Here is a 15,238-nt window from a genome sequence, read left to right as displayed (position 1 = left end):
ACAATTGGCCTGTCGTGACGCGGTATGTCGGCGCGGTGGTTAGTTTTGTCGCCTTGAGGTAACTTTGCTGGAAGGCGAGCAGCGTGGCCGATGTTTTTGGAAGGTCCGACATGGCTGAAAGGAGGTTTGATGAGCGAAGTACTCTCAGACAACGAGATTTTCCAACACGTCTTCCAAGCAATACCCGAGCCGTGTGCCGTGTTGGCTCCCGACGCGCCGAGGTACACTTTTCTGGCGGTCAATGAAGCCTACGAGCGGTGCGCGGGGCGCTCCCCTGATGAAGTCGTTGGGCACGGATTCGCCGAAGTCTTTCCAGTCAACGAACAAGATCCTCACTCCACGAACGTCAAGGCGCTCAGAGCGTCTTTCGAGCGGGTGGCGAAAGAGGGGAGCCCGGACAGCATCGGGGCGTATCGCTACGATATCCATCGGAGTAGTGCCGAAGGGGGCGAACTGGCGGAACGTTGGTGGAGCCCGCGTAATCTTCCGCTCCTCGACGACAACGGGGAGGTGATCGGGATCTTACACCGTGTCGAAGAGGTCACCGAGGCAGTGCTGCTCGAGCGCGCCGACGGCAAGCATACCAATCCACGTTCAGACAGCCGACAGGATTCGAAGGCGCGCATCTTGATCGTCGAGTCCAACACCGACTGGCGGTTGTACTTGGAGCAATTGTGCGCGCTCAAAGGGGAGGTGCGCGCCACCGACGACCTCGAAGCCGCTCGCGACCTGGTCGCCGAGTTCGAGCCGGACGTCGTGCTCGTGGGCATCTACTCGTCGGTGCCTGAATCGGTCGCGTTGGTGCGCCACCTGTGCACCGAGCTGGAGGGAAGGGTGCCGCGGGTCATCGCCAGTGCGCGAAGCGGCAGTCAAAAGTCTCGGGAGTTGGCGCTGCGTTGTGGCGCCGACGACGTGGTCTTCGAGACCGGGTCGGCGCGCGAGATTCTGGCCCGCGTCGACGCCCAGTTGGCCGGTGCCGTCTTCGAGCAGGAGATGGCCGAGCGTTCGCGCCGCCAGATTCACGAGCTGTTCATGAACGCGCCCGCCTTCATCGCCATCATGGAGGGGCCCGAGCATGTCTATACGCTGAACAATCCGGCCCACAATTTGCTGCTCAAGGGGCGTCCGATCGTCGGGAAGACGGTGTATGAGGTGTTCGAGCGCGACAATATCAGAGAGCAACTCGACATGCTCGACCGCGTCTACGAGACCGGTGAGCCCTTTTTCGCCGAAGAGGCGCCTGTGCCGATTCTCGACCCGGAGACTGATGAGTTACAGACTCACTATCTGACCTTCGTCTACCTGCCGACTCATGACCTCGACGGCAACATCGACGGCGTGGCCGCGTTTGGATGGGACGTCACCGAATTGGTCGAGGCTCGTCATCTGGTCGAGGAGCAGGCCGCGCAGTTGCGCGCCGAGAGCCGGCTCAAAGACGAGTTTTTGGCGATGCTCGGCCACGAGCTGCGCAACCCGCTGGCGCCGCTGGCCACTGTCGCCGACATGCTCGAGATGCAGGGTGACGAGATTTCGCCCGACCGTTTGGCTTGGGTGCGCGACGTCATCGACCGGCAGGTCACCCAACTGAGCGCGCTGGTCGACGACCTGCTCGACGTGGCGCGGATCAGCCAGGGGCGCATCGACATCGATCGCGAGCACTGGAAGCTCGAAGAGATCATCGACGGGGCCGTCGAGACCATCGAGCCGCTGGTCGAAGGGCGCCACCAGTCACTCGAGGTGGTCGTGCCTGTGGACGGGCTCACCATCGACGTCGATAAGACCCGGATCATTCAGGTCATCTCGAACCTGTTGCACAACGCCACCAAGTTCACCGACGAAGGCGGGCATATCAGGCTGGAGGTCGAGGGCAGCGGGCACGATTTGACCATCGCGGTCGAAGACGACGGGGCCGGCATCGACCCGAATATGCTGCCGCACGTCTTCGACCTGTTTCGCCAGTCGAACACCTCCATCGACCGATCTCACGGTGGGTTGGGCCTGGGCCTGACGCTGGTGCGCCGCCTTATCGAAATGCACGGCGGCACAGTCTGCGCCCACAGCGACGGCAAAGGGCGGGGCAGCCGCTTCGAGATCACCTTGCCGGTGGTCGTCGATGCGACCGCGATCTCCCCGCTGGAGAATGAGGGGCTACAGAACTAGTTTTTGGACTTGCCCAGCTCGACGTCCTTGCCGTCCATGCGCACCCGTCCGCTAAACCAGATGCCGGCGCCCGACGACTCGAGCTCTTCGTAGACGTCGTCGTCGACCTCGGCGCCAAATGCCTTTCCGTCCGGGTGCAACCGGTCGCTCTGGTGGTCTTCGGCGAAGGTGCGGCAGGCGTCGGCGTCCGGGTGCAGCGAGTAGCGCGGTGTGCGCCCGTAGCCGCCTTCCGATTCGAACCATTGCTTCACGATGACTTGTCTCATGTGGGTTGCTCCCCAGTTTCACGAGGCATGTGAGTGACTTCGGCTTCGGTATCTTCGTACATCTCGGCTTCGCGACGCGCCCGCACGGGCCGCGACTTCCAGTTCTCCCAGAAGTTAACCACCAGCCAGCTAAAGAGCGCCCACGTCAGCCCCATCGCCCAGCCGGCGAGCACGTCGGTGGGGTAGTGGACCCCCAGGGCCACGCGCGACCAACCGACGATGAACGTCAGCAAGAAGGCGACGCCGATGACGTACAGGGTGAGTCGCTTGCGGGTCACAAACCGCGCGATCAAAATCCCCAGCGTCAAAAAGACGACCGCCGCGGTCGACGAGTGGCCGCTGGGAAAGCTCCAGGTGGCCACCTCGTACATCGGCGGGACGATTTCGGGGCGCGCGCGTCCGAACAGCTCCTTGAGCCCCATCACGATCGCCGCACCGCCGGCGACCGACAGGGTCACCTCGACGGCGTGGCGAATGTGGCGGTTGAGCACCAGATAGCCGATGACGATAAACGTCAGCAGCACCACGAATGGATAGCCGCCCAGAGTGGTCAGGTCCTTGGCGAATTTCTCGACGAAGAAGGGCCCGGCAATCTCGGCGTTGTTCGGCCCCTCGCGCATCGCCAGCATGATCGCGCGGTCGAAGGCCGAGGTCTCCCGTTCGTTGACCGCGTCGGCGATCTCGACGAACGCCCAGATGCTCGCCACCATGACCAGCAGGGCGCCGCCGATGCGTGTCTCCGGGCGGCGAAGCATCGCTTTGTAGTCGATTTCGCGGACGGTCTTGCGAACATCCATAACAAGTGTGGTCGATGGGAGCGTGACACGTTCGGGTGACGGTGATGTCACCTCTAAGCCTAAACACTGCGAGGGCTTTGAAAGGGGGGCGTTTTCTTGCAATCGGGCTGGGGTGGGGTATGTCGGTTGTGTAGGCCTTGCAGAGGAGAGTGGGCCTTGCAGAGGCGCAACTCCCTCTACATGAGCAATTAAGGACATAGGGGCAGCGAGCCGGAAGTGATTCACGATTCGCAACCCTTATGTCCTTAATTGCCTATGTAGATGGCGTTTCGAGCCCTGAACCGCCTGCATCTAAACAAACTCGCCCTCAACCCAACCACCATCGTGTCGCAGCCACCCGAAGACAATCGCCACCCCCTCAAACGCCTCTTCTCGTACGCCAAGGGCCAGCGCCGACGCGTCTGGATGGCGGTGGGCGCCTCCATCCTCAACAAGATCTTCGACCTGGCGCCGCCGGCGCTCATCGGCGCGGCGGTCGACGTGGTGGTCGAGAGGGAGGACTCGCTCATTGCCTCGCTGGGCGTGGTCGACGTCTTCGACCAGTTGATCGTGCTAGCCGCGGCCACGGTGGTGGTCTGGGGGCTCGAGTCGGCCTTTCAGTACGCCCACTCCTGGCTGTGGCGAAACCTCGCCCAGTCCATCCAGCACGAGCTTCGCCTCGAGGCCTATGGCCACATCCAGGAGCTCGAGCTCGCCTATTTCCACGAGCAGTCGAGCGGCGGGCTGATGTCGATCCTCAACGACGACATCAACCAGCTCGAGCGCTTTTTGGACACTGGCGCCAACGACCTCATCAAGGTCATGACCACCGCGGTGGTCGTCTCCATCGCCTTCTTTGCCTTGGCGCCCGGCGTGGCGTGGATGGCGATGCTTCCCATCCCGTTCATCTTGTGGGGGTCGTTCAAGTTCCAGAAGCTCTTGGCCCCGCGCTACGCCGAGGTGCGCGAGCGCGTCGGCCTGCTCAACGGCCAGCTCGCCAACAACCTGTCGGGCATCGCCACCATCAAGAGCTTTACGACCGAGGACTACGAAAAGGAGCGCATCGCCGCCGAGAGCGACGCCTATCGTCAGGCCAACCAGAAGGCGATCAAGCTCAGCTCGGCGTTCTCGCCGCTCATCCGCATGGTCATCGTGGTCGGCTTCGTGGCCACGCTGGTGTACGGCGGCCACCTCGTGCTCGAAGACGCGCTGGCGGTGGGCACCTACAGCGTGCTTGTCTTTTTGACCCAGCGGCTCTTGTGGCCGCTGACGCGCCTGGGCCAGACCTTCGACCAGTACCAGCGCGCGATGGCCTCGACGAACCGGGTGATGAACCTGCTCGAGACGCCCATTCACATCGACGACGGCGACAGGGCGCTCGCCCCCGCCGACGTCGACGGCGCGCTCGTCCTCGACGACGTCACCTTCGCCTATCCCGAGCGCGAGCCGATTCTGGAGGGCTTCGACCTCGACATCCCCGCCGGGGCGACCGTCGGCATCGTCGGGGCGACCGGCTCGGGCAAGACGACGCTCATCAACTTGCTTTTGCGCTTCTACGAGCCGCAGGCGGGCCGCATCACCATCGACGGCGCCGACATCTCGCAGCTCCAGATGAGCGACCTTCGCGGCGCCATCGGCTTGGTCAGCCAGAGCGTCTTTTTGTTCCACGGCACCGTGCGCGAGAACATCGCCTACGGCACCTTCGACGCCACCGACGCCCAGGTCGAAGAGGCTGCCCGGGCCGCCGAGGCCGACGAGTTCATCCGCCAACTCCCCGACGGCTACGACACGGTCGTCGGCGAGCGCGGCGAGACGTTGAGCGGCGGGCAGCGCCAGCGCCTGTCGATTGCGCGCGCGCTCCTCAAAGACCCGCCTATTCTCATCTTCGACGAGGCCACCAGCGCGGTCGACAACGAGACCGAAGCGGCCATCCAGCGCTCGCTGAACAAGGTCACCGAAGACCGCACCACGCTGATCATCGCCCACCGGCTGTCGACGGTGCGTAACGCCGACTTCATCGTTGTGCTCGACGACGGCCATATCGTCGAGCAGGGCCGCCACGAGGCCCTGGTGGCCGACGATGGGCTCTATGCGCGGCTGTGGCGGGTGCAGACGGGGGAGTTGGAGGGGGTGGGGGAGACTGTGTTGGTGTAACGCTGCGGTTTGCGACGTGTTTGCTTTTCGGTGCCCCCGTTCGTCTGGCGCTGTTTCGAACAGCAAGGCATAGCTTGATGACGCCCCCCATCCGTCTGGCGCTATAAAACGCGCCAGACACCTTCCCCCGGGGGAAGGGATGCCTTAGCGCGCCTGAACCACGCGGCTATTCGCAGGGGCATCCCTTCCCCTCGGGGAAGGTGCCTCGCGTGCCGTACAGCGCGAGGCGGATGGGGGGCCTCGAGAAGCTACGCAGCCGAACGAAGGCTTGCGTTCCCCGCAAGTCCCTGCAAATAAACGAAAAATCTCGATCTTTGCTCGCGAAGGACGACGGCCCTCTCGTCGGCCATTCAAGCGCTTCTGCGCCCCACCACCCGTCTCAGAAGAAGGCAAGGAGCTACAGCAGGGGGGCTGGCGAAACCCGAGCGGTGAATACGATGAGTTTGTAGCAACTGAAGTCTCGTTTGGGGGGAGCACCCGACGCTGTTGGGCCGGCGGTGTGGCCTGGTTTATCTCGCTGGTGCTCTCGGTATCGCGATCCTTGGGTAAAGGGAGGACGTATGCGGACGCACTTTATTCGGCGAGCATTGGGAGTGTTTATTTTACTCGCCCTGGCGGGGTGTAGTGAGGCGACCGCGCCGGGTGATATCACCGAGGCCGAAAGAGGCGTGGGCCACACGGCCCCGGATCAGGCATGTGAGATCATCGACACCAGCGTAATCATCGACACACCGGCGGACTTGCAGGCGTTTGCCGGCACCGAGTGTCTAGCCATTCACGGCAGCCTGGTGGTGCGGAACACCACCGACGTGCAGGACTTGAGCGAACTGAGCGGGCTTCGCTTCGTGCGCGACGGGGTGGCCATCGGCGAGAACACCGGGCTGCAGAGCCTCGACGGGCTGCAGAACCTGATCTTTGTGGGCCAGACGTTCGTCGTCGAGGGCAACGACGCGCTCGAGTCGATCAACGTGCCCAGCTTGAGCTACGTCACCCGCAACTTCCACATCTTCGACAACCCGAGCCTCACGCAGCTCGACGCGTCGAGCCTGCAGTCGGTGGGCGCCGAGTTCATCCTGGCGACGAGCCCGCTGCAGGAGGTGACCTTCGCGTCGCTGGCCTACGTGGGAGACGCGTTCATCATCCAGCACATGGAAGAGCTGACCGCCGCGCGCTTTCCGGCGCTCAAGCGCCTGATGGGCTTTGCGCTCATCGAGGTCAACAACCAGCTCGAAATGTTCGGCGCGCCCAACCTCGCCTCGGTCGAGAGCACCCTCGAATTTCGCCTCAACGATTCGCTGACCACCCTGATGCTCGGCTCGCTCGACTTTATCGGCGGCCCGCTGCAGTTCATCGGCAACGAGAGCCTGTCGACGTGCACCATCCAGGGACTCGTCGACTCGGTGGGGATCTTCGATATCGGCGCCCAGCCCTTCGCCACGCGCAACGGCCCGCAGGAGTGTGAGCTCGACTTCGGTGAAACCTCCGAGTGTCGCATCGTCGAGGGGGACGTGTTTGTTGACGAGCAGGCCGACCTGGCCGAATTTGCCGGCGCGGAGTGCCTGTCGATTCGCGGCGGGCTATTTGTGCGCGAGAGCTCCGACATCACCGACCTGAGCGCGCTGAGCGGGCTTCGCTTCGTGAGCGAATGGGTCAGCGTGGCCCAAAACAGCAGCCTGACGAGCCTCGACGCGCTGTCGAACCTGCGCTTTATCGGCTTCGGCCTGGTCGTCGAGGAGAACCCTGTGCTTGCCAGCGCCAACCTGCCGGAACTCGAGGTCATCGGCACGGTGCTGCACGTCTTCGACCAGCCCACCTTGACCGGCCTCGGACTGGGCAACGTCGAGGCGATTGGCGACCAGACGGTCCTCGGCGGGGTCGATGATCTGCTGACGGCCGACCTGTCGTCGGTCGAGTGGCTCGGCGCGCAGATCAACGTCGAGAACAACGACAGCCTGCGCGAGCTGAGCCTCGACAGCCTCGTCCACTCGGTCGGCAGCGTGCGCGTGCGCTACAACCAGGAGTTGCAGTCCTTGGCTGCTCCGCAGCTCGTCCAAATCGGCCAGTCGCTGCGCATCCAGCGCAACCTCGCCCTGGAGAGCATCTCGATGCCCGAGCTCGAGTTCGTCGCCCGCGACGTCTTCATCGACTACAACCCGCTCATCGCCAACTGCGACGTCTACGCGCTGGTCGGCCAGATCGACTTCTACGATATCGGCGGCGTGGTGCGCGTGTTCAGCCTGACGCCGGACGCCTGCTCGAACTTCATGGAGGGCCAGGCCGGGCCCATCGGGCAGTTGCCCGATTTTGACGACTTCGACAGCGAATAAGGAGGAGGGGAGAGCAACGCAGTGATGTGACCCTTTGCGAAGCCCGGGGCCCTTTGGGGTTCCGGGCTTTTGTTTTTGTAGGCATTGCCGATTCGCGACGATGCCCCCCCGGCGCCTCCGCGCCGTCACCCCCGGGCGAGGCAACGGGGGTGAATATGGCTGCCTTGGACCTCACCTGCTAAACTCCCCCCACCAAACCACCCAAGCAGGACTCGAGCATGACCTTCCAGAGCGACGACCAACTCCAAGCCTTCCTCGTGCGCGTCATGCGCCTGAGCAACGAGCGCGGCCGGGCGCTCAGCGAGGATGAAGTCCACGAGATCGGCCTCGAGATCGGGCTGAGCGAACAAGACCTCGACGCCGCGCGCCAGGAGGGGCTCGAGCACCTCGAGCGCGCGCGCAACTTCCGCGGCTACGGCCGCTTGGACGACGCAGTCGCCGAGTTCGACGAAGCGATCGTGTTGCTGCCGGCGCATATGCAGGCGCGCTCGGAGCTCGCCCACACGCTTTTCGAGCGCTTCCGCAAGTCGGGCGACCGCGCCGACGTCGAGCGCGCCGAGACCATCGCGCGCCAGTTGCTCGACATCGACCCGAACTTCCAGGCGGGCTACGAGCTGCTCAACGCCATCGACGACGTCGGCCCGCGCACCTCCAAGGCCGGCGAGGCGCGCCAGTGGGCGATCGCCGTGGCGGCGGTGGTCGTGATGCTGGGCGTAGGCGTCGGCGCGTGGCTGACGTTGGGCACGCCCGAACCGGCCCCGGGGCCCGGGGGCCCGACGCCTGCCAACGCGGCGTATGCGCCCGCGACGAATGCGACGCAGTCGGGTCAGCCGACCGGCTCGAAGTCGACCACCGGCACGCGCCAGTTGCCCATCGAGGTCGTCGACAACGCCAACAGTGGCCTGACGCTCGAGGTTCGCTCCTCGAAGCTCGACGTCTACCCCGAGAGCGCGTTCTACAACGTGCGCGCCCTGCTGAAGGCGCCGGCCGATCGCGAGTTCGAGAAGGTCGACGCCAGCCTGCAGCTGCTCGACGCCGACGCGAACGTCGTCGCCGAGCTGCCCGGCCGCGGCATCCTCGAGAGCCACCACGCGACGCTGCGCGCCGGCCAGACCCACCCGTTTTACCTGTTGAAAGAGGCCGCCCCGAGCGTCGAGCGCGCCACGCTCACGATCCAGTCGGCCGAAGGCTTTCCGAGCAACGGCGCCTATCCGCCGACCGAGCCGGTCGAGGCGACCTTCGAGGATGGGACACCCTCGGGCTTCGAGCTCTCCTTCGGGCTGCGCCAGTTGTCCGACACAAAGAGCATCCTCAAAAAGGGGATGCTCCACTTTCGCGGCTTCTACGAGGTCACCAACAACAGCGGCCGCCCGGTCAAGCTGCTGAAGGTCCGCGCGCGTTTCTACGACGCCGGCGGCGAGCTGTTGAAGGTCGACAAGCTCATCAGCAAGGAGGACCTGACCTCCGAGGAGACCTACGTCGTCAGCTCGTCGGCCCCGGCGCTCCTGCCCGGCGAAACGCGCGCGTTCGCGCTGCTGGCGACGGTGCCGGCGACGTACGACAGCTATCGGTTGAGCGTGAGCGAGTTGGAGTAGCCGCACAACCTCGGTGCGAGGGCATCTTGCCCTCGTCAATTCGGTGCGTGGGCTCTTTTTTGATGGCATTGCCGATGCGCGGCGATGCCCCCCGGCGCCTCCGCGCCGTCACCCCCGTGCGAGGCAACGGGGGTGAATTTGGTTGCCCTGGCAGGAGTGGTTCAGAGGCGAATTCAGTACTGAACCACTTCTGATAAGCCGACCATATAGGCCCCCGCCGCTCCGCGCGGGGGCCGGGGTGCGGAGGCGCCCCGGGGGCATCGCCACGAACCGGCAATGCCTCGCCGGACAAGACGGACATGCTCTCGCCAACTGCAAAGCCTCGCCGGGCGAGACGGACATGCTCTCGCCAACGTAAAAGCCTCGCCGGGCGAGACGGACATGCTCCTGTCAACCGCAAAGCCTCGCCGCGCGAGATCGACGTGCTCTCGCCAACGTAAAAGCCTCGCCGGGCGAGACGGACATGCTCCTGTCAACCGCAAAGCCTCGCCGCGCGAGATCGACGTGCTCTCGCCAACCGCAAAGCCTCGCCGGGCGAGACGGACACGCTCCTGCCAAGCGCAAAGCCTCGCCGGGCGCGAGGGGAGGCTTTTACGCTGCAAAGAGGCATCGACGCTCGCGAGGCGAGGCTTTTACGCTGCAAAGAGGCATCGACGCTCGCGAGGCGAGGCTTTTACGTTTGGAAAAGGCCGAATTGGGGCGAGGCGAGGCTTTTACATTTGGAAAAAGGCCGAACTGGGGCGAGGCGAGGCTTTTACGCCGTGACGGCGTGCGTGGGCTCCTCTTTTGCATCGCATCTCTATCGCTGACAGAATAGCCCACCTCCGTGAGGTCACTTCGTTTCTAGACCAAGTCTTGCGAGTCGAGTCATGTCAGATCGCTGGGGAATCACTGTTGGTGCGCTCGTGACGAGCCTAGCTGCCGTCGTTGTGTTGTCGGGCTGTTCGGTGGGGGCGCGTCCGCCGACGACGTTGCGTTCTTTGGCCGCTCACAAGGAGGGTTATACCCGGGCGGTGTCAGTCGGTGTCGGTTTGAACAGCCTCTATGGCGAGGCCGCGGTGGTCCCGGATCTACGCTACACGTCTGCGGTGAATCATAAGCTGGCCCTGGGGCTAGCCTTTTCGACCGCCGGCGTCTCCCATTTAGATGACTCCGGGCCAAGATACGAAGAAGGCGACCCGCGAATTGGTCAGGCCGATCCGCGCCAATATAGCGGACGCTTCTTGTTGCGATGGGAGCCGTTCAACGTCGAGTGGTTCGCGCTCGTGGGCGGACTCGGCGGCGGTTGGGTCGACTATGGTGCCTCTTTCGGCAGCGTGGAGGGCGGGGCTGTCCTCACCATGGGGCGTGACGAGATCTTCGACACGACCTTCGGGCTCATCAACGGCGTCTCGTACGTCTTCGACGACGGTCGAAGCTTTGTTCGTCGCGAGCCATGGGGGGACGAGTTCGAGGCCTACACCCCCACGTCGAGCTATACGATGGGCATGATGTACGGGCATGCGATCAACTTCGACAACGGCGCGCGGCTGGGCGTGGAGCTCAACTTGATGGTCGAAGGCTCGTACGGAGACGAGCAAGATGGCGGGCGAATCTCCTTCGACGGTTATTTGAGTTTGCCGCTGTAGGGGGCATCGCCACGAACCGGCAATGCCTGCAATTCGTACTCAGCCCTCGAACAACACCCACCACCGCGTCACATAATCACTCAACGTGAGCCCGAAGAGCACCAGCAGCCACACCATCCCCGCCACCGCGAAGAGCCACACCAGGCTCACCCGGTACTTTAGGTGCATGAAGTACCACATGATCAGCCCCGTCTTGGCGGCCGCGAGCCCCAGTGCGACGACCAGGGCGAGCGTCGAGCCGAGCCCGACGAACGAGAGCACGATCGTCAGCCCCAGCAGGACGAGAAGCGCTGCGTAGACGACGGTGAGTTCGGTGTAGCTCCCCTCGGGCTGTTGCGTTGTGTCGGTCTCGCTCATGGTCCCACCAGGTAGAAGAGCGGGTAGATGAAGACCCAGATGACGTCGACCAGGTGCCAGTAGAGCCCGGTCATCTCGAGATTGTTGGGCTTTTTCTTCGAGATCTTGCCGCGAAAGCTCAGCAGGAGCATCCAGCTGACCAGGCCCACGCCGATGAGCAGGTGCAAAAAGTGAAAGCCGGTCATGGCGAAGTAAAAGCTCATGAAGATCTTGGCCGCCCCGACGTCGGCGCCCGAGAAGGCGAAGGGCATCCCCTCGAAGGGGACGAGGTTTTTGTGGAGCTCCTCGTACCACTCGTAGCCCTTGATGAGCAGGAAGACCGAGCCGAGCGAGGCGGTCGCGGCGAGCATCAGGCGCGTGAGCTTCTGGCGCGCGTCTTTGGCGGCGTGGACGGCCACGGCGATCGTGAAGCTGCTGGTGATCAGGATGACGGTGTTGACGCTGCCGAGCAGCAGGTTCAGCTCCGCGCCGACCTTCTGGAAGGTCTCGCCGTAGAGGATTCGGTAGACGGTGTAGCCCACGAACATCCCGCCGAAGAGCATGATCTCGCTCGACAAGAAGATCCACATGCCCAGCGTGGCCGCGTGGTGCTGCTGGTCGAGGCTCTCGAATTGGTGGGCCGGCGTGTCTCGGGTCGACTCAGACATAGGCCTCCTCTACGTCCTCGGTCGGGTCGTAGTGGTACGGCTTCTTGGTCACCTTCGGCTTCTCGTCGAAGTTCTCGGCGATGGGCGGCGAGTCTGCCGCCTCCCACTCCAAGCCCGTGGCCTTCCACGGGTTCTTGGGGGCCTTTTTGCCGTAGCGTAGCGACCAGATCAGGTACGCGATGGGCAGAATATAGCCGACCGCCAAGATCGAGGCCCCCAGCGTCGAGGCGACGTTGAGCTCCTGAAACTCCGCCGGATACTCGTGGTAGCGCCGCGGCATGCCCAGGTAGCCGAGGATGAACTGCGGGAAGAAGGTCAGGTTGAAGCCCAAAAAGATGTTGATCGCCGAAATCTGGCCCAAAAACTCGGGGTACATCCGCCCGGTGATCTTGGGCCACCAGTAGTGCAGCCCGCCCATGAACGCGGTGACCATGCCGCCGACCATGATGTAGTGGAAGTGGGCGACCACGAAGTAGGTGTCGTGCACGTGCACGTCGACCGCCAGCGCCGCGACGAAGAGCCCGGTGAGCCCGCCGAACGTAAAGAGCCCGATAAAGCCGAGCGCGTAGAGCATTGGGGTCTTGAGGCTGATCTGGCCCTTGTAGAGCGTGGCGGTCCAGTTGAAGACCTTGATGGCCGACGGGATGGCGACCATATAGCTCAGGATCGAGAACATCATGCTCGCGTACACCGACTGGCCGGCCACGAACATGTGGTGGCCCCACACCAAAAAGCCCAGGATCGCGATGGCGATGCTGGCGAACGCGATGGCCTTGTAGCCGAAAATCGGCTTTCGCGAGTACGCCGTGATGAGTTCGCTGATCACGCCCATGCCCGGCAAGATCATGATGTAGACCGCCGGGTGGGAGTAGAACCAGAACAGGTGCTGGAACAAGAGCGGGTCGCCGCCCAGCGTGGGGTCGAAGATGCCGATGCCGAAGATGCGCTCCAGGCCCACCAGCGCCAGCGTGATGGTGAGCACGGGCGTGGCCAGCACCATGATGATGGAGGTGGCGTAGTTCGCCCACAAAAAGAGCGGCATGCGAAACCAGCCCATCCCCGGCGCGCGCATCGTGTGGATGGTCACGATGAAGTTGATGGCGGTCATGATCGACGAGAACCCCACGATGGCCACGCCGACCATCACCGTGATCACCGCCGAGTTGGCGTAGGTCGAGCTGTAGGGCGTGTAAAAGGTCCAGCCGGTGTCGACGCCGCCCAGGATGATCGCCGCCAGGGTAAAGAGCCCGCCGAACACGAAGACGTACCAACTCGCCAGGTTGAGCCGCGGGAAGGCCAGGTCGTCGGCGCCGATCATCAGCGGGACCAAGAAGTTGCCCAGCGTCGTCGGGATCGACGGGATCAGAAAGAACCACACCATCACCGTGCCGTGGATGGTGAACAGCCGGTTGTAGGTGTCCGCCTGGACCACGTCGCCTGCGGGCGTGGCAAGCTCGAGGCGGATCAGGGTGGCCGCCGCGCCGCCCACGAGAAAGAAGAAGAGCAGCGTCACCAAGTACAAGATGGCGATGCGCTTGTGGTCGGTGGTGGTCAGCCACGACCAGATGGATGTTTGGTGGGTGAGGTAGTTTTTGTGGGTGTCAGTCATGGGTTGTTTCTTGGCGGTGTTGGTGGCCTTGCTGGGTTGGGGCGCCATCTATTAGGCTGGAGTTTCGCCGAATTTGTCGGCGTTTTCTTCGGTGCGAGGGCATCTTGCCCTCGTAAATTGGGCCGAAGGTAGGCCGTTTCAGGCCGCCTTGCGAGCCCCATCGGCCCCTGGCGGCGCGTGTCGGGCCAGTTGAGTTGTCTGTTTTTCGTAAACCCGGTCGTCAGACCGGGTTTGCCATAATTGTTCTTGCTCCATCTGGCGGTGAAATGCCTGGAGCATGTCGACGAAACTGATTGTCACTTTGTGCGGATACCACGGGGCCAGATAGCGCGCCCACCATATGTCTTTGAGCGGCTGACCATGGTCGAGATACCACAGCACCACAAAGCTGTAGCACAGCATTCCGAATGGAACCGTGCGCTCCGAGGCGATCGGCCGCCGCTCGATAGGAGCCTTGGGCCCGTGGATCGTCGAATCTGCAGGTTCGTCTCCTTGAGCGAATCCGTTTTGGACCTCCTCGATGCCCATGTACTGCTTGCAGTCACGGTAGCAGCTCTCCAGCGACCACCGCAGGCTCTGCGGAATCAGGACTTTGGGGCCCGAGCAGCCCGGCCGGCTTCGAAAGTAGTAGTTATCTTCGAGTCGTCCGCTCGGATCGCGAGTGATGACGACGGTCAGCACGCGATCCTTCCCGGCGCTCTTCCACTGAGCCTCAAATGTTTTGATCCAAAGCTGCAGTTGTTGACCATAGATGTAAAGGATTTGCTCTTTCCACGGCAGCTGGGGATCCTCAGCGAGCTCGGCCAACGATGGGAGCCGCTTGCCCCAGATGCGTCGGCGTCCCGGCCCCGGCGTTTGCTCGACCTTGGCATCAAAGAGAGCTGCATTGGCTTTGAATCGGCCGACCATCTCCATGTTATCGTCCAGGGCCGAAAAAACGGTCCTGTTGACGTAGTCGTTGTCGCCCACGACGACAAAATGGGCCTCGAGCCACCAGCTTCTCAAGACTGCGAGCATCTCGGCAAAAAGCTGGGGGCGGCTGCAATAGGCCTCAGGCGGACACAGCTTACGGGTGCGGTGCAGACGAAACAGCAACGGAACGGCGATGCCGCCGCTGTGCATGAAACCGACCGGGACCCAAACTGCCAGCGTCACAAATTGAAGACCCCAGCAGAATGCCGACTTGCGCACCCTCTTGCCGGTGAGGGTCGAGCGCATCGGGTCTCGATGGATTCCGGCGCCCATCACAAAGGGCCCAGTGCGCCGGCAAACAGTATCATCCACAAGCACATACACCGTTTGTCCGAGTCGGGCCTTCAAAGCCAACGCCAGCAGATGGCCGAGCTCATCCAGGCTCCATTTGGCCCGCGAAAAGAACCGATAGAATATCGAGAAATGTTTGGGCTCACCGTCCGGTTTCATCCTCAGCCCCGGCATAAAACGGCCGGCGCGCAACAGGTTACTGATGCATCGCCTAGATTCACATCGGATCCAGGCCAACATCAGGTAACTAAAGTTGTCGTAAGTCGGGGTGCTGAAGGCCGGTCGAAACATCTCGATGAGGGCTTTGATAGAGGCCATTGTCGAGCCAGGGCTTGGACGGTTGGACTGCTTGGTGTACGCAACCCTAGCAACCACCTCCAAGCCCTTCTTATTTTCATTTCGACCACTTATGCCACGTACCTACTAATCGCTGAGCATACTAGACGCGCCAACTCA

At 63.0% G+C, this 15,238-nt stretch carries 11 protein-coding genes; 5 read left to right on the top strand and 6 right to left on the bottom strand.

Features of this window, described 5'->3' with window-relative positions; translation table 11 throughout:
* The first annotated feature begins 129 nt into the window (after positions 1 to 129).
* Positions 130 to 2,160, top strand: coding sequence for a PAS domain-containing sensor histidine kinase (locus FIV42_RS06805; protein ID WP_168210471.1), 2,031 nt, complete (start codon positions 130 to 132; stop codon positions 2,158 to 2,160).
* On the opposite strand, the gene FIV42_RS06800 is transcribed toward FIV42_RS06805, so the two are convergent.
* Complete coding sequence (locus FIV42_RS06800; protein ID WP_141196943.1) at positions 2,157 to 2,426, bottom strand: hypothetical protein; 270 nt, start codon at positions 2,424 to 2,426, stop codon at positions 2,157 to 2,159. The two genes, FIV42_RS06805 and FIV42_RS06800, sit on opposite strands and share 4 nt — an antisense overlap.
* Positions 2,423 to 3,223 carry a phosphatase PAP2 family protein gene (locus tag FIV42_RS06795; RefSeq protein ID WP_168210470.1) on the bottom strand — a complete coding sequence of 267 codons (801 nt, stop codon included), beginning with the start codon at positions 3,221 to 3,223 and terminating at the stop codon, positions 2,423 to 2,425. The genes FIV42_RS06800 and FIV42_RS06795 overlap by 4 nt, the downstream gene beginning before the upstream one ends.
* A 261-nt stretch (positions 3,224 to 3,484) precedes the next feature.
* Here FIV42_RS06795 and FIV42_RS06790 point away from each other — a divergent pair, with 261 nt between their 5' ends.
* The 4 genes from FIV42_RS06790 to FIV42_RS06775 all read left to right on the top strand — a co-directional run bounded on the left by FIV42_RS06790 (position 3,485) and on the right by FIV42_RS06775 (position 10,906).
* Positions 3,485 to 5,356 (top strand): ABC transporter ATP-binding protein, encoded by a 1,872-nt coding sequence (locus FIV42_RS06790; RefSeq protein WP_141196941.1) that lies wholly within the window; start codon positions 3,485 to 3,487, stop codon positions 5,354 to 5,356.
* A 593-nt stretch (positions 5,357 to 5,949) separates the two neighbouring features.
* Positions 5,950 to 7,683, top strand: coding sequence for a receptor L domain-containing protein (locus FIV42_RS06785; RefSeq protein ID WP_168210469.1), 1,734 nt, complete (start codon positions 5,950 to 5,952; stop codon positions 7,681 to 7,683).
* A gap of 218 nt (positions 7,684 to 7,901) precedes the next feature.
* The gene (locus FIV42_RS06780; protein WP_141196939.1) at positions 7,902 to 9,278 is read left to right on the top strand and encodes a hypothetical protein; all 1,377 of its coding nucleotides are present in this window, start codon (positions 7,902 to 7,904) and stop codon (positions 9,276 to 9,278) included.
* Positions 9,279 to 10,309: 1,031 nt separating this feature from the next.
* Entirely contained in the window at positions 10,310 to 10,906 is a 597-nt protein-coding gene (locus FIV42_RS06775) for a hypothetical protein (protein WP_141196938.1), read from the top strand.
* A gap of 39 nt (positions 10,907 to 10,945) precedes the next feature.
* On the opposite strand, the gene FIV42_RS06770 is transcribed toward FIV42_RS06775, so the two are convergent.
* From FIV42_RS06770 to FIV42_RS06755, 4 genes are all read right to left on the bottom strand, one after another.
* Positions 10,946 to 11,263 carry a cytochrome C oxidase subunit IV family protein gene (locus FIV42_RS06770; protein WP_141196937.1) on the bottom strand — a complete coding sequence of 106 codons (318 nt, stop codon included), beginning with the start codon at positions 11,261 to 11,263 and terminating at the stop codon, positions 10,946 to 10,948.
* Positions 11,260 to 11,910, bottom strand: a complete 651-nt coding sequence (locus FIV42_RS06765; protein WP_141196936.1) for a cytochrome c oxidase subunit 3 family protein — start codon at positions 11,908 to 11,910, stop codon at positions 11,260 to 11,262. Before FIV42_RS06765 ends, FIV42_RS06770 begins: the two co-directional genes overlap by 4 nt.
* Entirely contained in the window at positions 11,903 to 13,519 is a 1,617-nt protein-coding gene (ctaD, locus tag FIV42_RS06760) for a cytochrome c oxidase subunit I (protein WP_141196935.1), read from the bottom strand. The genes FIV42_RS06765 and ctaD overlap by 8 nt, the downstream gene beginning before the upstream one ends.
* A 138-nt stretch (positions 13,520 to 13,657) precedes the next feature.
* Positions 13,658 to 15,100, bottom strand: coding sequence for an IS701 family transposase (locus FIV42_RS06755; protein ID WP_146983763.1), 1,443 nt, complete (start codon positions 15,098 to 15,100; stop codon positions 13,658 to 13,660).
* Positions 15,101 to 15,238 lie beyond the last annotated feature (138 nt).

Source organism: Persicimonas caeni, assembly GCF_006517175.1.
Classification (GTDB): domain Bacteria; phylum Myxococcota_A; class Bradymonadia; order Bradymonadales; family Bradymonadaceae; genus Persicimonas; species Persicimonas caeni.
The sequence above is the reverse complement of the archived record's forward strand: the minus strand, read 5'-3'. Positions and strand labels throughout refer to the sequence as shown.